Origin of the sequence: Undibacterium sp. Ji83W, from assembly GCF_049340385.1 — a bacterium.
Taxonomy (GTDB): Bacteria; Pseudomonadota; Gammaproteobacteria; order Burkholderiales; family Burkholderiaceae_D; genus Undibacterium.
Window position 1 is genome coordinate 183297 of record NZ_JBMPOZ010000012.1, and the last position, 17366, is coordinate 200662.

17 protein-coding genes are annotated in these 17366 nt (G+C 50.3%); 13 read left to right on the forward strand and 4 right to left on the reverse strand.

The window, feature by feature from the left end:
- The first annotated feature begins 73 nt into the window (after window positions 1-73).
- The 6 genes from ACO0LD_RS19885 (at window position 74) to ACO0LD_RS19910 (ending at window position 4279) form a co-directional block, all read left to right on the forward strand.
- Window positions 74-616 carry a hemerythrin domain-containing protein gene (locus ACO0LD_RS19885; RefSeq protein ID WP_423009911.1) on the forward strand — a complete coding sequence of 181 codons (543 nt, stop codon included), beginning with the start codon at window positions 74-76 and terminating at the stop codon, window positions 614-616.
- A gap of 41 nt (window positions 617-657) precedes the next feature.
- Window positions 658-1293 (forward strand): pyridoxamine 5'-phosphate oxidase, encoded by a 636-nt coding sequence (pdxH, locus tag ACO0LD_RS19890; RefSeq protein WP_423009912.1) that lies wholly within the window; start codon window positions 658-660, stop codon window positions 1291-1293.
- Between the two features lie 113 nt (window positions 1294-1406).
- Complete coding sequence (locus ACO0LD_RS19895) at window positions 1407-2537, forward strand: MGDG synthase family glycosyltransferase (protein WP_423009913.1); 1131 nt, start codon at window positions 1407-1409, stop codon at window positions 2535-2537.
- A gap of 14 nt (window positions 2538-2551) precedes the next feature.
- Window positions 2552-3085, forward strand: coding sequence for a hypothetical protein (locus ACO0LD_RS19900; RefSeq protein ID WP_423009954.1), 534 nt, complete (start codon window positions 2552-2554; stop codon window positions 3083-3085).
- Entirely contained in the window at window positions 3075-3680 is a 606-nt protein-coding gene (locus ACO0LD_RS19905; RefSeq protein ID WP_423009914.1) for a dual specificity protein phosphatase family protein, read from the forward strand. Before ACO0LD_RS19900 ends, ACO0LD_RS19905 begins: the two co-directional genes overlap by 11 nt.
- The gene (locus tag ACO0LD_RS19910) at window positions 3677-4279 is read left to right on the forward strand and encodes an SRPBCC family protein (protein WP_423009915.1); all 603 of its coding nucleotides are present in this window, start codon (window positions 3677-3679) and stop codon (window positions 4277-4279) included. Before ACO0LD_RS19905 ends, ACO0LD_RS19910 begins: the two co-directional genes overlap by 4 nt.
- An 80-nt stretch (window positions 4280-4359) precedes the next feature.
- On the opposite strand, the gene msrA is transcribed toward ACO0LD_RS19910, so the two are convergent.
- The gene (gene msrA / locus ACO0LD_RS19915) at window positions 4360-4899 is read right to left on the reverse strand and encodes a peptide-methionine (S)-S-oxide reductase MsrA (protein WP_423009916.1); all 540 of its coding nucleotides are present in this window, start codon (window positions 4897-4899) and stop codon (window positions 4360-4362) included.
- A 457-nt stretch (window positions 4900-5356) separates the two neighbouring features.
- Between msrA and ACO0LD_RS19920 the strand changes: the two genes are divergently transcribed.
- The 6 genes from ACO0LD_RS19920 (at window position 5357) to corA (ending at window position 12926) form a co-directional block, all read left to right on the forward strand.
- A complete protein-coding gene (locus ACO0LD_RS19920; protein WP_423009917.1) occupies window positions 5357-5689 on the forward strand; it encodes a hypothetical protein in 333 nt (110 codons plus the stop codon).
- A 183-nt stretch (window positions 5690-5872) separates the two neighbouring features.
- Window positions 5873-7258 carry a hypothetical protein gene (locus tag ACO0LD_RS19925; protein WP_423009918.1) on the forward strand — a complete coding sequence of 462 codons (1386 nt, stop codon included), beginning with the start codon at window positions 5873-5875 and terminating at the stop codon, window positions 7256-7258.
- A complete protein-coding gene (locus ACO0LD_RS19930) occupies window positions 7255-8037 on the forward strand; it encodes a hypothetical protein (protein ID WP_423009919.1) in 783 nt (260 codons plus the stop codon). The genes ACO0LD_RS19925 and ACO0LD_RS19930 overlap by 4 nt, the downstream gene beginning before the upstream one ends.
- Before the next feature lie 5 nt (window positions 8038-8042).
- Window positions 8043-10871 (forward strand): ATP-binding protein, encoded by a 2829-nt coding sequence (locus tag ACO0LD_RS19935; RefSeq protein WP_423009920.1) that lies wholly within the window; start codon window positions 8043-8045, stop codon window positions 10869-10871.
- Window positions 10872-11117: 246 nt separating this feature from the next.
- Window positions 11118-11867 (forward strand): Crp/Fnr family transcriptional regulator, encoded by a 750-nt coding sequence (locus ACO0LD_RS19940; protein ID WP_423009921.1) that lies wholly within the window; start codon window positions 11118-11120, stop codon window positions 11865-11867.
- A 93-nt stretch (window positions 11868-11960) separates the two neighbouring features.
- A complete protein-coding gene (corA, locus tag ACO0LD_RS19945; RefSeq protein WP_423009922.1) occupies window positions 11961-12926 on the forward strand; it encodes a magnesium/cobalt transporter CorA in 966 nt (321 codons plus the stop codon).
- Between the two features lie 117 nt (window positions 12927-13043).
- On the opposite strand, the gene ACO0LD_RS19950 is transcribed toward corA, so the two are convergent.
- On the reverse strand, window positions 13044-13925 hold the full coding sequence (locus ACO0LD_RS19950) for a phosphate/phosphite/phosphonate ABC transporter substrate-binding protein (protein WP_423009923.1): 882 nt from the start codon (window positions 13923-13925) through the stop codon (window positions 13044-13046).
- A 271-nt stretch (window positions 13926-14196) separates the two neighbouring features.
- Window positions 14197-14613: a lysozyme inhibitor LprI family protein gene (locus ACO0LD_RS19955; protein WP_423009924.1), complete on the reverse strand. Its 417-nt coding sequence runs from the start codon at window positions 14611-14613 to the stop codon at window positions 14197-14199.
- Window positions 14614-14766: 153 nt separating this feature from the next.
- Between ACO0LD_RS19955 and ACO0LD_RS19960 the strand changes: the two genes are divergently transcribed.
- Window positions 14767-15942 carry a DUF3667 domain-containing protein gene (locus ACO0LD_RS19960; protein ID WP_423009925.1) on the forward strand — a complete coding sequence of 392 codons (1176 nt, stop codon included), beginning with the start codon at window positions 14767-14769 and terminating at the stop codon, window positions 15940-15942.
- A gap of 29 nt (window positions 15943-15971) precedes the next feature.
- On the opposite strand, the gene ACO0LD_RS19965 is transcribed toward ACO0LD_RS19960, so the two are convergent.
- Complete coding sequence (locus tag ACO0LD_RS19965; RefSeq protein WP_423009926.1) at window positions 15972-17219, reverse strand: diguanylate cyclase; 1248 nt, start codon at window positions 17217-17219, stop codon at window positions 15972-15974.
- Between the last annotated feature and the right edge of the window lie 147 nt (window positions 17220-17366).

A 17366-nucleotide genomic window follows, 5' to 3' on the forward strand; every position in this document is an offset into this window, starting at 1 on the left:
GAATTTGATATGACGCAAGCATGGCTAGCCTGTCTATTGCATAATGGGCATACCCAATATATGCAAAGTGAACATGAATACTTTATTCGACAGTGCCCCAGGCTTTGATCAGCCCCTGGCAGTACTCAAGCATTGCCATGATCGCATACGCAAGCAATTGGCGACTATGGCCAAGCTGCTTGAACACTTGCCTACGCACGGGGCAGACAAGGATGCCCAACAGGCTGCGCAGTCTGTGTTGAATTATTTCATCAAGGCAGCGCCCTTGCATCACGAAGATGAAGAGATCAATTTATTGCCTGAGCTACAAGTGACAGCCAAAGATGAAGATGCAGCCCTGCTAGCCAGTCTGTTGCCAAAAATCCTTAGCCAGCATGAAGACATGGCAGCGCAATGGCAGCAATTGGAAAAGCAGCTAAGTGCCATCGTCAACACAGACGATGGTGCACCTGCCACTTTGTCGGCAGCGTCTGTGCAAGCTTTCAATGATTTGTATACCGAGCACATGCAAACAGAAGAAACCCAGATCGCCCCCATGGCAAAGCGCTTGTTTTCTGAAGCGCAAATGGCAGCACTGGGCGCTGCCATGCAGGCGAGACGTGGCATAGCCGCATAAAACATTTCCAAAAAAATCTGAACACTTTATCAAGGAAAACCATGTCCGTAGCTGATATCCGCACCGACTATAAAAAAGCCAGCCTGGCTGAATCTGATGTCACCGCTGACCCATACAGCCAGTTTGCCAGCTGGTTTGATCAGGCTTTGAAAGCCGATGTGGCAGAGCCAAATGCCATGACCCTGTCCACAGTAAATGCAGAAGGCAGGCCCAGCTCACGCATCGTCCTCATCAAGGAATTTGATGCCCGCGGTTTTTCCTGGTTCACCAATTACGATAGTGCCAAGGGGCAGGATCTGGAAAGTAATCCTCATGCTGCCCTGCTGTTTTTCTGGATTGCACTGGAAAGGCAGGTACGCATAGAGGGCCGCATAGAAAAACTCAGCGATGCAGAAAATGATGCCTACTTCAATAGCCGCCCGCTAGGCAGCCGCCAAAGTGCGCTGGCATCGCAACAAAGCCAGCCCATCGCTGACCGCGAAGCACTGGAAAAAAAACTGGCTGCCGTGGTGGCAGAATTTGGCGATCGCCCACCACGCCCTGCTCACTGGGGTGGTTACCGGCTGTTGCCAGAGCGCGTAGAATTCTGGCAAGGCCGCAGCTCGCGTCTGCATGACCGTATCATCTATACCCGTGATGAAAATGGCGCATGGAAAATTTCCCGCTTGCAACCTTAAAACTATTCAGCAACCCTGACTAGCTTCCTTGAGGAGATAGTCAGGGACCCAAATTGGCATGAGGCCAGATAGACCGTGGTATTCTCGGTGTTTTTTTCCCCACACCTAAGCTCATGCCCAAGAAAAAGATCTTGTTATTAAGCGTTTCCGCTGGCGCTGGTCACAAGCGTGCCGCCGAAGCCATAAAGGCAACGGCACTGACATATCCTGCCGATACTGAAGTCTTGCATCTGGACGTGATGGATTTTGTCACCGCCGGGTTTCGCAAGATTTATACTGATTTCTACATCAAACTGGTCAATAAAGCGCCAACGCTATGGGGTTATCTTTATCACGCCTCCAATGAAGCGCAATCTGACAGCACCATGGAGAAACTCAGGCGTGGCATAGAGCGCCTGAACGCCCGCCCCTTGTTGCAAGCGATTGCCGACTTTGCGCCGGATGTCATCATCTGCACTCATTTCTTGCCAGCAGAAATGCTGTCCCGCCTGTTGCGCAAAGAAAGGCTGCATTGCCCGGTCTGGGTACAAGTCACTGACTTTGATTTGCACAGGATGTGGGTGCATGAACACATGGCAGGCTATTTTGCCGCCAGCGAAGAAGTGGCAGATCGCATGCGCATCAATGGCATACCGGCTGAACGCATCCATGTCACGGGCATCCCTATCATGCCGGCTTTTACGCAACATCTGGACAGGAAAACCTGCGCAGCAGAATTCGGCCTTGACCCTGCACTGCAAACCTTCATGCTGATGGGTGGTGGAGCGGGTCTTGGTGGTTTGGACGAGGTAGCCGAGCGCCTGCTTTCCCTGCCTGGCAATTTCCAGCTCATCGTGCTGGCAGGTAAAAATGCCCCTGCCCTGCAAGCCTTGCAAAAACTGGCTTTGCGTTACCCTGGCCGCTTATTACCCCAAGGCTTTACCGATAAAGTGGAACGCCTGATGGCTTGCGCCGATCTGGTGATCACCAAGCCCGGTGGCCTGACTACATCTGAGTGCCTGGCCATGGGTCTGCCCATGATCGTCAACTCACCTATTCCGGGACAGGAAGAACGCAATGCTGACTTCTTGCTGGAACAAGGCGTTGCGCTAAAAGCCTATGATGACGTCAGCCTGGCTTATCGCCTGAATTACCTGTTGCAGCATCCCGCTAAATTGCGCGACATGCATGACAAGGCCCAGGCTATGGGTAGGCCGCAGGCTGCAACGCAGGTCTTGCAAACCATATTGGCTACCCCAGCTTGAGATTTAGTTTGAATATGAAATCTGCGAACAACTCAGCTAAAAATTCAGCTAATCATTCAGCTAAAAACACATTCGTGCCCTTCCTGATCTGCTTTGCCTTTGTCTGTGTACTGGCGCTATTCTTTGCGCAAGTTGAAATCCAGATCGAAGGCAGTGGCGGCTGGGCTGCAAATCTGCCAACCTGGCGTATAGAAAAACACTGGCTGCTGGATATCTTCTGGGGTGGCCGGGCGATGACGGGTTACCACGCCTGGGTATTCCCTTTTATTACCCTGTTTTTTCATTTACCCTTTGCCATGATGCAGCAATGGTCAGCAAAGCTTGAATGCCGTGCTATCGCCAGCATCATGACTTTCTGGGTGGTCGAGGATTTTTTATGGTTTGTCATCAATCCGGCTTACGGCATTTCGCGGTTTACCCCTCATGATGTGCCATGGCATATTCATTGGCTGCTGGGCGTGCCTACCGATTATTGGGTAGGATTCATCGGTGCCACTTTTCTCTATATTTATTCGTACAAAAACCATGCTCAACAAAATGCGAAGTAAACGGCTGAAGGCCAGCCTGAAAACCTGGTCCTCATTTGCCAGGCTGGCTGCAATTTCTTGCTCCAGTCTGCTATTGATGGTCAATGCTGCCAGCGCGCAAACGGCGCGACCTGACGATTGGGCCACTCCGGTTGCCGAGACTCAAAATCTGTACCGCGTGAACCAGGACTTTTACCGCAGTGCCCAGCTCGGCAGCAAAGATGTGGCGCTATTGCAGTCGCTCGGCATCAAGACTGTGGTCAGCTTGCGTTCCTTTCATTCTGATACCAGCATATTCAAAGATTCCAACATCAAGTTGCAACGCATAGGTATCAATACCTGGAGTATCAATGATAGCAATGTCATCTCGGCCCTGCGTGCCATCAAGGCTGCAGAAAAAGATGGCCCGGTGCTTTTGCATTGCATGCATGGCGCTGACCGTACCGGTCTGGTGACGGCCATGTACCGTATCCTGTATCAGGCCTGGACAAAAGAGAAGGCATTGGAAGAGTTAATGAAGGGTGGCTATGGTTACCACAGCATGTGGAAAAACATTCCTGAATATCTGAAAAACGTGAACATAGAAAAAATACGCGAAGGTGTGAATAAACCATGAAGTACGTATCTGTTTTAATAGGCATCACCTCCAGCTTGCTATTACTGTCAAGCACACAAGCAGCACAACTCGACGCCAGCAAATTCACTGAAACGCAAGTGCAGTTGATAGATCAAAGCAAGGCTGACAGCAATGGCAAGACTTTCGCTGCAGGCACCATACTCAACGCCCCAGTCGCCAAAGTATGCGCCACCATACAGGCTTATGAAGATTATCCCAGCTTCATGCCCAATACCACAAAAGTCAAAGTCACACGCCAGCCAGATGAGTCTGCGCTGGTAGATTTCACATTGAATCTGCCGCTGGGTAAAGTCAAAAAATACCGTCTGAAAATGACACCCAAAGTCAGTCCTGCCACATGTAACCTGAGCTGGAAATTACAGCCCTGGGAAGGCTTGAAGCAGGAAGAAACCATCGCTGACACTTCAGGATATTGGGAACTGACTGCCCTGGCAGATAACCCCGCCAAGACTGTCGTCAAATACCAGGTGTTTACCGACCCGGGGCCAGTGCCCATGGGTCTGGGCTGGATAGTTGATAGCATGAGTAAGGACAGCATACCCAAGATGATGGATGCGCTCAGGAATAAGTTGCGTTGATCTGCGAAAAAAAAAAAGAGTCGCCGACTCTCCTTTTTGCTACGCAGCGAACTCGCTGAATCAGCATCATCTCAATGCGTTTAACCTATCAATTTGCTGGCAAACATCTTCCTGGCCTTGGCTACCTTTGGTGCCACCACGAATGAGCAATAACCTTGTTCTGGATGCTGGCGGAAATAATTCTGGTGATAGTCTTCCGCAATATAAAACATCGGTGCCTGGCTGACCTCAGTCACGATGGCGTCATCCCACACCATCGCCATTTCCTTGACGACTTGCTCTGCTGTTGCCTGCTGTTGCGCATCGTGAAAAAATATCACGGAGCGATATTGTGTGCCGCTATCATTGCCTTGACGGTTCAGTGTAGTCGGGTCATGGATGGTAAAGAAAATTTCCAGTAAATCCCTGTAGTTGACGATGGCCGGGTCAAAGCTCAGGCGCACCACTTCTGCATGACCGGTTTTGCCGGTACAGATTTGTTCATAAGTGGGTTGATGTACCGCCCCGCCAGAATAGCCGGACTCTACCTTCAATACCCCGCGAATTTGCTGGAACACCGCTTCGGTACACCAAAAGCAACCGCCCCCCAGGGTGGCAAATTCAGTTGATGTCGTGGTCATGACTTTCTCCTAGTTTATATAGCAGCTTAATATCCTTAGTCTGCTTACAAGCCATTTTCTTACATTTATGAATTATTTGCTCACGGGCTGAAGCCAGATGCAAGTGCAGCAATTTCAGGGCCGACCAACTTACCCGACTTTTGTCTCTAGCCAAAGGCAGCCAATATGCACTACAGCAGAATGAGGATCAGAAACACCTTAGTCGAAATTCCGCTAAATGTGAATTAATGTAACCAGACAATCCAAAGATTACAAAAACTTACACGACAATATGAAAGGAAATACTTGGAATACGACTAAAATATTTCCTCAATTTTGGCACTGGTGAACAGCTGTACGGGACACAGCAAAACCAGTCAAAATCTGCTCACATCCTTTAGAGATGGCGGATACCAGAATTTAATTGCCAGACCAGCTCTGGCGCATATCTTCTCTTTGCTATTTCAATAAGTACATCATGTTAATTGACGTTATCAAAAACGGTTTCAGGACTATCTTCAGAGTGCGCCATGACCGCGAACTGCCGCCCGCTGGCCCCAAACCGGCATTTGGCAGCACTGTCGTTTATAACCGCCTGAAGATGCAATTGATTGTGCCTATTGACTATGAACAATGGGAATGGCTGACCGAAAAAGGCTGGCGCACGCTGGACATGCGCTCAAACCGCCGCCGTTATTTCAAGGTGCCGCGCAAAGCGGTAACTCGCCTGCTGCATGCTGATGAAACTGAGCGCGAAATCTTGCTTTTGCAAATCTTGGAACATCGCTACGACAGGTCGCGCCTGCATTAATTAATTTTAAAGCAATACAATTTTAAATTGTTTATATTTTACAAACTCCGCACACAAAACTTGCACTAGCATTAAGAAAATGGATTTTTAGCCACGTGTTGAACATCATTTTCTTGATACGCACTGTCAAAAATTAAAATCCTGACAATACTCAAGCAGGCTGCAAGCGGTTAAAATGCCCGCATGCAAAATATAAGTAACGACGCTGAGGTTCAGAACGAAGACGATCTCGCTCTGCAGACCTATTTCAAGCCTGGTATTACTCCCGAAGACGTTTCCGCTGTATTCCCCCTGAAGCGTGGCCAGCCTGTTTTACAGGCTTTTACGGCTTTGTTCCATGGTGGTTTCAACGGTGTATTGTTGCGCCTGCTGGTTTTGCGGGAATTGACAGCCGACGTGGAAACACCGTCGCTGAGCCGGGCGGATATCAATGCCAAGCTGGGTTATCTCGAAGCAGATGCCTTGGAGACGGTATTGTCACGCCTGCGCTCTACCGGTTTGCTGATCTGGGATGCCAGTCAGTCGGTTTACCGCATTGCGCCAACAGCACGTAATGTGCTGGCAGCGATAGAGTCCTTGCTGCAAGTGGAAGAAAACAACGACCAGGCTGAGATGAGCTATATGCTCACCCAGGTTGCTGGTGCCCAGGCCGTGGGCGGGGTCTCGGTAGAACAATTGCATCATTTGCTGGGCCGCCTGATAGAACTGACGGAAGAATTCTCGGATGCGATTGCCTCAGGCTCAGAATTCCAGTTGCGCACTGCCCAGCAAAAATGGCATACCGCCTGCGACTGGGTGGAAAAAGGCTCAGAGATCATTCATGCCATCACCAATGACAGCCGTGCCGATGCAGCCACCCACAGGGCAGCGCAGGCCATAGGCCGTGCCCAGAGTGCCTTGCTGAATATGCAGGGCATGTTCTCGCGGGCGCTGAACCAGATTGAACGTCAGCGTGTGCACCTGGGGCAGTCTGGTTTGTCGACCACCGATATCAAGACCTGGTTGCTGCAAAAAGATGACCTGGCTGCTCTGGCTGACGATGCTCTGGCAAAACCGGTAACGCCTATGTTTATCACGCCTTCAGAAATGATAGACGTGGCCGAGAGTGAACTGCTGAGCCACCGTGTATCAGCACTTGCTGGTGCCTTGCCTGCAGGTGAAAATGCACCATCGATTGCCAATGATGACAGCGACGCCCTGCATGAACTGGATCACTGGCTGGCCTTGCTGACTGAGGCCGATGCATCGGAAAAACCGATCTCATTGCAAGATATTTTATTGCCTTCGAATTTTTCGATTGCTTCTTACCGCGCGTCCATGCTGCCTTTGCTGGGTGACCCCAATGAATCCGCCCTGCAGGGTGCAACCGGGATACTGGCACGCCTGCCGCTGGTCTTCAATTCCAAAGACAAAATGCACAAGGTGCATGATGAGCATGTCGCGGCAATGTCCATTGCCAGCCTGAATGCCCCCGATGCACCACCTGCTGCGCAGCCAACCCGCAAAGCGAAGGCAACTGCACCCGCTGAACAATCTGCACCACCTGTACAGACAAGAGAAACACCATGACCGAAGATGCACAAATCCTGATCGCCCGCTTGCTGGCGCACCAGACCCTGCGCCGTGAAGACAAGCTGGTTAAACGCGCCTTGTCGGATGAATTGTTCCGTACCGAGATCGATACGCGCCTGAAAGCCTGCGGTATGAAGTTTATCGATAACGTGTATGCCGACTATGTCACTCTGGCACTCACACGTGACAGCGAATCCAAGGTATTTGGCACCAAAGAGACCTGGCAGAATAATAATTTTGGCCTGGCACGCGATGGCGTGGCCTTGCTGGTGGTCTTGTGGTCTCTGATTATTTTACCGAAGCGTGAACGCCAGGAAGCCCATCAACTGGCAGAAGAAAACCAGAATGATATGTTCGGCAAAGACAAACCCATGCCGCGCGCAGAAGATACTTCAATAGGTATTTCTTACCGCGCCCTGCTGGCAGACTTTGGCGAAAAGCTGGGCAAGAAAACCCGTATGGACATGAACCTGGGCCAGTTGGCACGCGTAGGTTTTATTGAACGCAAGGCAGACCTGATTTTGGAAGGCCCGTTGCTGGATTTGCTGATGGATACCGATACCCTGAAAGACCGCATCATCAATGGTGCGCTGTCAGATATTTTCCAGATACAGGTACCACGTACACCAGCCATCATCACACCTGCGGTTGAAACCCAGGCTGAAGTTGAAACTGCGACTGACACAACTATAGCAAGCGTGGACACACCTGTTGCCGATACCGATGCAAGCGCAGTCACTGGCACCGACATCAACACCAATACCGAAAAAGAATAAGCACCATGTTTCATATCAAATCGCTGGAACTTGTCCATTGGGATTATTGGCAACGCATCAAGAACATCCCTCTCGATGCCAAGATCATCACCATCGCAGGACAAAACGGTTCAGGTAAAACCACGCTGCTGGACGCCTTGCGCACCCTGTTTGGACTGGAATGCTCGATGGGGCGTTCGTACAAGCATTATGCCCGCCACTCTGGCCAGCAAACCGCGTGGATACGTGCGGTAGTGGATAACAGCGCAGTGGGGCCGCAGATTTCCAACCGCCCTTTCCGCATGTCCGGCCTGTATGAAGATGAAGTCACGCTGTTTTGCAAGATAGAAAAAAATGGTGGCGACTGGAAGCGCCAATACCTCATGCGCAGCGGCAAAACCGAGATAGAAGAAATACAGGAAGCCAATGACTGGCTCGGTGTGGAAAGTTACCGCAAACGCTTGTCGCATGCAGGTCTGTCGAATGCCATGGGCAAGGTGCTGGCGCTGGAACAGGGCGAGACGGACAAGCTCTGTGAATATGCGCCGCGCCAGTTGCTGGACCTGGTGTTCCAAGTGTTTGGCGACAAGGAAGTGCTGGATGCCTATGATGATGCGAAACGCCACCAGCGTGATACAGAAACTGAATTGCAGCGTTTTGAAACCGAACTTGAAGGTGCAAAAACCAATCTGGAAGGCTTGCGCCTGCGCGTTGCCAATTACCACCAGTATGAAGGCCTGAGCAAAGAGAAGCGCGATCTGCAGGAAGAGATACTGCCGACCCTGCAATATCATGAAGCATTGGAGAAAGCGGGTACTACCAGCCAGGCACTGCGTGCCAGCAAGCGATTTTTAAAGACGCAAGACCACGCCCTGTCTGACCGTCGCCAGCACCTGGCGCAGCAGGCGCAGCAAGTCTCAGATGCCAAGCAGGCAGAAGCCGCACTGGAAGCAGAAGAATCTTCACTGCGTGAAAAGCTGGGGCAGATCAACAGCAAACTGAAGCCGCAAGAAAGTCTGCTGGAACAAAAAGCGCGTTTGCAAAAATTGGCTGCCGAAGCAGATGCCGATGTTGCCAATATCGCTGACGATCTGGAGAAAAAAGAAGCTGAACTGTCACGCCAGAAACTGGAACGCGATGCCCTGACCCAGCGTATCGCTGGCGAAATGGAAACCATCGCCGCCCTGCAAGGCAAGTCTGCCCTGCCCGACCCTGAGAATGTGCGTCAGATGCGCCGTGCACTGACGGATGCGAACATCCCGCATTGCATGTTGCCAGAGATCGTAGAAGTAACCGACCCTAAATGGCAGGCCGCAGTAGAAGGCGTGTTGCGCGGCTATACCTCGGTTATTTTGCTGGACAAGGCAACTGACGCCTCTGCCGCTTACCGCATAGGTGAAAAACAGCGCTACAGCCATTTCATCGTGCCCGATCGTATCAGCGCACCCGTGGTCAAGGACCAGAGCCTGCTGTCTGTCGTCAACTTCACTGGTCAGGCACCTGGCTGGTTGATAGAACAGTTGCAGCGCATTGATACCGTAGGCTCAATTGAGCTTGGTATGAAGTTGCCGAAGAATCAGGAATGGATCACGCCTGACGCTTATCATTTTGAGCGCCGTGGTGGCCGTTCGCTGTTTGTTGAAGTATCGCGCTATCGCTTTGGTAATGCGGGCCGCACCCAGCGCCTGGAAGCCCTGCTCAAGTCTTTGCCACGCCTGCAGTCGCAAGAAGATGTGCTGACCATGCAGATCAGCAAACTGGCCGGTGAAATCAGCGCGTATAAAGCGCGCCTGGCAGGTGTCGATGCAGCAAAAGAACTGAGTGCCCGCCATGCCGAATTTGAAGAAGCCAGTCGCAATACCCAGCCGCTGAAACAACAGCGGATGGAAGTCGGTGGTCGCCTCGGTGAAATTGCACCTTTGCTGAAAGCCGCCACTGAACAACGCTCAGTCGCCCACCTGAAATGGGAACAGGCCAAGGCAGCCATTGCCGATGCCGAAGCCCAATTGCGCAGCTCAGAAAAACGCCATGCTGATGAACGCAAGGAACAATTTGAAACCCTGCGCGCCATGCGCGACACCTGGCATACCCTGCCGCATAACTGGAAGCGTGCGTCGCACCGCAAGGAACTGGTGGCCGAACATGAAAACGTCCACCAGATCGAATTGCGCATACGCAGCCTGACGAATAACCTGGCGCGTGATGACTGGGAAACTGATTCCACGGTGGTCGATCAGTACACGCGTTTGAATGCCCTGCTGCAAGGCCGCCAGGCAGAAACCGATGAACGACGCTACCAGAATAACCGTGCAATAGAAGCCACGGTGAATGCCCGTGCTGCCTATATGGACAGACTGCGCTTCACGATCAAATCCTACAGCAAGAACATCAAGCAACTCGGCGAACTGGCAGGCATAGAAGTGCATACCGATCCGGTCAAGCTGGAAAATGACGACATACAACTGGCTCAGGCTGGCTTGCATGTACGCTTCAAGTTTGACGGCAAAGGCCCGATAGGCATGAACGATGGTGAAGCATCTGGTGGCCAGCAAGTCATGAAGTCACTCATCTTGCTGATAGGCTTGCTGAAATCTGACGACGGCTCTGGCGGCTTTGTCTTCATCGATGAACCCTTCGCCCATCTGGATATACGCAATATCCAGCTGGTTGGTGAGTTCCTGAAGAACACTGATGCCCAGTACCTGATGACGACGCCGCTGACACATAATACCGATGTGTATGACCCATCAGAGCTGACGTTGATCACCAGCAAGAAGAAGAAAGATACAGAATGGGCACAGCCTATTTTTGTCTTGCAGAGAAAGACTGAGAAAAGCAAGGCTGCAAAGGCATGATGACTATCAACTGATATCACTTGATATCAGGGGATAACTCATTCTGGCAGCCACTTTTTTATGTATGCGTCGCTAACGCTGGAAGAGACCATTAGCGGCGTAATCAGGATGGTCGCCTGCAATGTTGTTGTTTCCATCTGCACAAGCAAATTGACCTATAGATTGCTGGCGAAACCATGTAAACTGCTTTGACATTACAGCCTGCCCAAACCTGCGGTAGAACAAGCAAGCTACTTCAAAACACATATGAAAAAAACAAGCAAAGCTGCATGGTCTGAAAATCCAAAACAGAACAGCATATTAGCTGCGCTACCCAAGGCAGATTTCGAGCGCATATTACCTGACCTGGAATTGGTTCCCCTTCCTTTGAAGTGGACCATGCTGGAATCTGGTGACCATGTACGTTTCCTGTATTTCCCTATCTCTGGCATCGTCTCGCTGATCTACGCACTGGAAGATGGCTCATCGAGTGAAGTGGCACTGGTCGGCAACGAGGGCATGGTGGGTATATCCATTTTCATGGGTGGCGATAGCATGCCATCCAGCACAGAAGTTCAAAGCACAGGCAAGGCATACAAACTCAGCAGAAAAATCATGAAAAGGGAGTTTTCCCTGGGTGGCAAGTTGCAGCAATATGCTTTGCTGTATACCCAGGCGCTGATTTGCCAGACTTCACAAACCGCCGTTTGCAACCAGCACCATTTACTGGATCAGCAACTGTGTCGCTGGCTACTGATGAGCATGGACAGATTGCATTCAAATGATATCGTGATCACCCAGGAAATGATTTCCAATTTATTGGGAGTACGTCGCGAGAGCGTCACCCAAGTCATAGGCCAGTTACAAAAAGATGGATTGATTACCAGCAGACGTGGGCATATCACAGTGGTGGACCGGCCAGCCATGGAAGCGCGTGTCTGCGAATGCTATGAAGTCGTCCGCAAGGAATACCTGCGCCTCTTACCGCCTGTGCCTGATGCGGAACCAACTGCGTGATGGCAACAAGTACTGGGAATATAGCTTTACCAGCGCGATGAGCCTACATTAAAATCTGCATCTACCAATCCGGCAATCCAGACTACATAACTTATGTTAATCAACTGCGTCACTTACCAGGAAGGCCGCAAACTGTCCGATATCTCCGTGGCAGCCATCAGCGACTATGTGCAACATAAAGACCAGTTTGTCTGGGTAGCCTTGCGCGATGCCTCGGATGAAGAATTACAGGAAATGCAGGTCGAATTTGAATTGCATGAACTGGCTGTCGAAGACGCACGCCATGGTTATCAAAGGCCAAAGATAGAAGAATATGGTGACTCCCTTTTTGCGGTTATTCACACTGTGGAAATGCTGGAAGGTGAATTAAATATAGGCGAGCTCAATCTCTTCGTCGGTGACAATTATGTATTGTCGGTGCGCAATCGTTGCCAACAAAATTTCCTGGGCGTGCGCCAGCGCTGTGAGCGGGAACCGCACTTGCTCAAGCATGGTTCTTCGTTTGTGTTCTATGCCCTGATTGATGCCGTGGTTGACCGCTACTTCCCGGTCGTAGAAGCGCTGGAAGAAGAGCTGGAACTTATCGAAGAACAGATTTTCACCAAGGGCAGTGAACGCGCGAATATCCAGCGCCTGTACCAGCTCAAGCGCAAGATCATGGTCGTCAAACACGCCGTCACACCGTTGATGGAAGCCTGCGGCAAGCTGTTTGGCGGGCGCGTACCTGCCTTATGCGTGAATACCCAGGAATATTTCCGCGATGTGTATGATCACCTGTACCGCATCAATACCTCGATCGAAACCATACGCGACACCATCAGCACGGCGATACAGGTGAACTTGTCCATGGTCGCGATTGATGAGAGTGAAGTCAACAAGCGTCTGGCTGCAGGTGCTGCGATTTTTGCGGTGCCTACTGCTTTTGCCGGTATCTGGGGCATGAACTTCAAGGCCATGCCAGAACTGGAATGGCATTATGGTTACCCGATGGCGATAGGCATCATGTTCTCAGCCTGTGCTTATCTGTATTACCGCTTCAAGAAATCCGGCTGGTTGTGACAATGCAGGACGTACACGCCAGTGCCGTCAGCGTTCACAAGTAACTTAATGAAAATCATCAAAGCAAAACGCATCACCACAGCAATGTGGTGATGCGTTTTTGTTTAGCACACCTGACTATTCAAATGGCGGTGCTTTGACAGCACGCATGGCGCTTTCCAGCGTAGCCGTGCTCAGCGGTTCGATAAAGCCTTTGATACCTGCCGTTTGCGCTGCTGGCTCGGTTGCAGGCATTTTGAGTAATGCTGTCTTGATCTCGGCTGCCACGTCTTTATTCGCATGTGGCAAGGCAACCACGAAATATTCAGGATACAGTTCCGTCGTCAGCAAGAACGGGAATTTAGCGTCCTTGCGCTCATCCAGGATAGTGAAATCGTCCAACTTGATTTTACCTTCCTTGGCCATGTTTTCCAGTATGCCGGTGCGCACAAAGGCCGCGCTGGATTTGCCGGATTGTACGGCCAGTACAGAATCATCCTGGCTGGTGGTGGTGAACAGACCGTAATCACGTCGGGGCTGCATGCCCTTTTGCGATAAATGATAGACCTGGAATAAATACCCGCCCGCAGACTGTATGCCCAGGGCGCTGACGGGTTTGCCTTTCAGGTCTTCTATCTTGGTGATGCTGCCGCCCTTCTTGACCACGACGACACCGCCAAATACTGAACCCTGCTTGCCATTCAGGGAAGCCAGCAGCGTTGCCCCCAGCTTCACCTTCAGCATCAAGGTCTGGTTGGGATTGGCGAGTATGAAATCGACTTTCTTGGCACTGGCATCACCAAACACCTTGGACACTTCCATGGGGACGATTTCTACTTGCTTGCCTGTCGTCTTGCTCAGGTACTTGCCCAGGTCTTGCCACTGGTTTTGGGTTTCTTGCGTGGAGCGCGGTGCATTGACGCCCAGCTTATAGGTTTCGGCACTGCTGGCTGTCATTGCACCAGAGAGCAACATCATGAAGCCAGCAATTTTTACGAGAAACAGGCAAGTACTTTTCATTATTTGCACCTTTGTAATCAAGAATTAAACGATTTCAATTTGCAACAGATAAAGCATGGCAATGATGAAGCTCTGTCTTGCACTAACGGACCAGTTTGAAGCTTTTTACATAAGCGTGAGGAGGAATGATTTCCAGGATAGCACCAACTACGGGGTAGCATGAGTAAATATGGGGGAAACCAAACTCATTGACAGGTTCCTTGCAATGCAGGCGTCGCGCCGATAACAGACTGACCTGAACCCGCTTCTTCCAAATCAAGTAGGTATTTTTTTAGCGTTTCGTCACTTCTTTCACGCTTTGCAGATGAGCCATGCGCTGCTCATTCAATTCCAGTATGCACAAGAAGCGCCGGTGCGAACCGCCAGTGCCACCAGCGGCGAGTGCAGCCTGTAATTCACATTGTTCTTTGCGATAGCGCAAATATTGTTTACTTGAAGATAATACATAAGCATGCACCCGCCTGCGGTTTTCTGGCGTATCGTCCCAGCGATGCACATGACCCAGAACATCTTCTTCTGTATCCTTGAGTGCCACATCGCTGTCAAGGACGCGTTTTTCCAGGCATGTACGAGCATCAGCCTGGCCTCCAAGTGAGAAACAGTCCTCACCAGAAATGGCACGTTGTGCCCAGGCACCTGAGCTAAAAACAAACAAAGGTAAAAATAACAGTAATTGAAGCAGGGGCATAATTTCAACATCCTTCGAGTATTTCAAATAAGGGCTCTGATAGCCCACGGAAAATTCTCTACATATTATCAAATCCATACCTGATTTGTGCTATCTTGCCGGACTGAGGGAAGCTCAATATCGTGCACAATCAAAAAAACAGAGAGCAAATGTATGAACGTAGATGTGGAAATTGCGACGGATGTGGCGACAGCAGCCGTGCTGGTCAATGAGGTACAAAAAAGTGGCGCTCATGCAGCCAGCGCTGATGAACATCAGCATGCCTGCGCCAACTGCAATGCCGTCCTGCAGGGTGCATATTGCCATGCCTGCGGACAGTCCGCCCATATTCATCGTTCCCTGCTGCATTTGGTAGAAGAGCTTTTGCATGGCTTGTTTCACTTTGAGACCAAGGCATGGCGAACTATTCCAAAACTGATCTGGTCACCTGGAAAACTGACCCGCGACTATATAGAAGGCCAGCGCACGCGCTATGTGTCGCCATTGGCCCTGTTTTTGTTTTTGATCTTTTTGATGTTCTTTGTGTTTTCTTTCACGACCAATAATCCGCTTGAGAGTATTACTGACAAGCCGCATACCAGAGAAGGGATCAGCAGGGTCTTACAAGAGACTCAGGCGAAGCTGACATCCCTGCAAAGTGAACGCGGCCAACTGCCGGCAGGAGACTCGAAACTGGAAGAACTGGATGAAAACATCGCCGATCTTAAAACAGAGATCACTGCACTGGAAAGCTCATTGAATTTACTTGGCATCAAAAGTGATGAAAACAGCCAGACAAAAGCTGAAGACAAGGATAATGGCGTAGGAAAACTAGCGCAAAAACTGGATGAAAAACTGTTTAAAAAAATAGAAGAGCAACAGGCAAAGCAAGCGGCGAAAAAACAAAAGGTAACAGTTACCTCTTCTCTTCCATCCATACAGGAAAAAATCAAGCATGCGGTCAATACACCTGAATTGACCTTATACAAAATGAAAAGCAATGCATCGAAGCTTGCCTTCATGCTCATGCCTATCTCCTTGCCGTTTTTATGGCTGCTCTTCATCTTCAAGCGCAGATATGGCATGTTCGATCATGCGGTGTTTTCGCTGTATTCCCTTTCCTTCATGGCCTTGCTTCTGATGACGACGGCCATACTGAATACCTTGAGTTTCAGCACCACAGCAGTACTGCTATTTGTTTTTGTGCCACCCCTGCATATGTTCAGGCAGTTACGTGAGGCTTATCAATTGGGAGTAGCTGCCAGCCTGTGGCGCACGATAGCCTTGCTGTTCGTGGCAGGATGTTCTTTGCTCATTTATCTGTTACTGATTTTGAGCTTGAGCGCCTGATCAGCGTGTAACCAGGAAAAGCCTGAACTCTAGGCTTCCCAGGTAACCCGGTTGCGACCATGGCTCTTGGCCTGGTATAAAGCCTTGTCTGCACGCTCCAGCAAGCGGCCAAGGCGATCGTCTTCTGTCCTGTATGTCGCTATGCCTATACTTACGGTCAGGGCAAAGACATCGCCAGTAGCCGTATCCAGGGCCAAGGACTGTATGTGAGCGCGTATGCGCTCAGCCACCAGCATGGATTCTGGCTGACTGGCCTGTTGCAAGAGTACACAAAATTCTTCCCCTCCCAGACGGCCAAACAAATCTGATTCACGCAACTCCAGCTTGACGGCTTCAGCAAAACGAATCAGTGCATGGTCGCCAGACTGATGTCCATATTTATCGTTGATGCTTTTGAAGAAATCCAGATCCAGCATCAGCAAGGTCATCTGGGTTTGATAGCGCTGGCAGCTTTTGAATATGTGTTCAGCATGTTCAAGAAAGGCCCGGCGGTTGGCTATGCCAGTTAAGGAATCTGTGGTGGCCAGTCTTTGCAATTCTCTTTCCAGCATCTTGCGCTGGGTGACATCGCGGCAGATTCCTTCTGCCCCCGCATAATTACCCTCATCGTCAAATAAGGCCTGGCTATTGACTGAAATATCTATGGTGCGGCCATCTTTGGTGACCATTTGCCCGGGGAAATCGCTGACCATGCCATGGAGCATGATTTCTTTTCTGAATGCTTCTCTGTCCGCCATCTGCGGATAAAGCGCAGCGGCAGGTTTGCCCTCAATTTCTTCAGGGGTGTACCCCAATATTTTAGATACTGCCGGGCTGACTTTTTGTACTATGCCGTCAACATCGGTACGGTAATACACGTCTTGCATGTTTTCAAACAATCGTCTGAAATTGAATTCACTGAGGCGTAATTGCTCTTCCATCTCGCTGTGCTCGGTCATGTCCATGCCGCTGATCAAGACGGCATCTTTACCCTCAAATACGATGGCATTACTGATCACCAGCAACATGCGGAAATTGCCCTTGCTGGTACGTATGCGAAACTTGCTATTCGCATTCGCCCAATTGCTGCCCTGCTTCTTTAATCGTCCTTGTGACCTCGGCTGGTCAATAGGATGAACAAATTCATCAACAGATTTACCTAGCAATAGCTGTTCATCGCTGACTTCAAGCAACTGAACCGCAGCGGGATTGAGTTTTACCAATTTGCCATCCACAACAATCGCTACGGCGACCGGCAAGATATCAAACAGGTAAGAATAATAATTATCTTTGTTCAAGACTGATCCTATCGGAGCGCGGCCCCACGCTCATATGTATGCTGGGATGCACCACTTCATTTTACTGCCGGGCAATGGTGAGCATAGTAAGAAAATGCAAGATCAGGCAGATTGTTTTTGAGGTGCAACAATCATCAGGGCAGAAGT

Coding starts and splice junctions, on each gene's coding strand:
- msrA (WP_423009916.1), bottom strand. CDS start 4,899: ATGACCACGACATCAACTGAATTTGCCACCCTGGGGGGCGGTTGCTTT.
- ACO0LD_RS19955 (WP_423009924.1), bottom strand. CDS start 14,613: ATGCCCCTGCTTCAATTACTGTTATTTTTACCTTTGTTTGTTTTTAGC.
- ACO0LD_RS19895 (WP_423009913.1), top strand. CDS start 1,407: ATGCCCAAGAAAAAGATCTTGTTATTAAGCGTTTCCGCTGGCGCTGGT.
- ACO0LD_RS19905 (WP_423009914.1), top strand. CDS start 3,075: ATGCGAAGTAAACGGCTGAAGGCCAGCCTGAAAACCTGGTCCTCATTT.
- ACO0LD_RS19885 (WP_423009911.1), top strand. CDS start 74: ATGAATACTTTATTCGACAGTGCCCCAGGCTTTGATCAGCCCCTGGCA.
- ACO0LD_RS19910 (WP_423009915.1), top strand. CDS start 3,677: ATGAAGTACGTATCTGTTTTAATAGGCATCACCTCCAGCTTGCTATTA.
- ACO0LD_RS19950 (WP_423009923.1), bottom strand. CDS start 13,925: ATGAAAAGTACTTGCCTGTTTCTCGTAAAAATTGCTGGCTTCATGATG.
- corA (WP_423009922.1), top strand. CDS start 11,961: ATGTTAATCAACTGCGTCACTTACCAGGAAGGCCGCAAACTGTCCGAT.
- ACO0LD_RS19940 (WP_423009921.1), top strand. CDS start 11,118: ATGAAAAAAACAAGCAAAGCTGCATGGTCTGAAAATCCAAAACAGAAC.
- pdxH (WP_423009912.1), top strand. CDS start 658: ATGTCCGTAGCTGATATCCGCACCGACTATAAAAAAGCCAGCCTGGCT.
- ACO0LD_RS19920 (WP_423009917.1), top strand. CDS start 5,357: ATGTTAATTGACGTTATCAAAAACGGTTTCAGGACTATCTTCAGAGTG.
- ACO0LD_RS19935 (WP_423009920.1), top strand. CDS start 8,043: ATGTTTCATATCAAATCGCTGGAACTTGTCCATTGGGATTATTGGCAA.
- ACO0LD_RS19925 (WP_423009918.1), top strand. CDS start 5,873: ATGCAAAATATAAGTAACGACGCTGAGGTTCAGAACGAAGACGATCTC.
- ACO0LD_RS19960 (WP_423009925.1), top strand. CDS start 14,767: ATGAACGTAGATGTGGAAATTGCGACGGATGTGGCGACAGCAGCCGTG.
- ACO0LD_RS19900 (WP_423009954.1), top strand. CDS start 2,552: ATGAAATCTGCGAACAACTCAGCTAAAAATTCAGCTAATCATTCAGCT.
- ACO0LD_RS19930 (WP_423009919.1), top strand. CDS start 7,255: ATGACCGAAGATGCACAAATCCTGATCGCCCGCTTGCTGGCGCACCAG.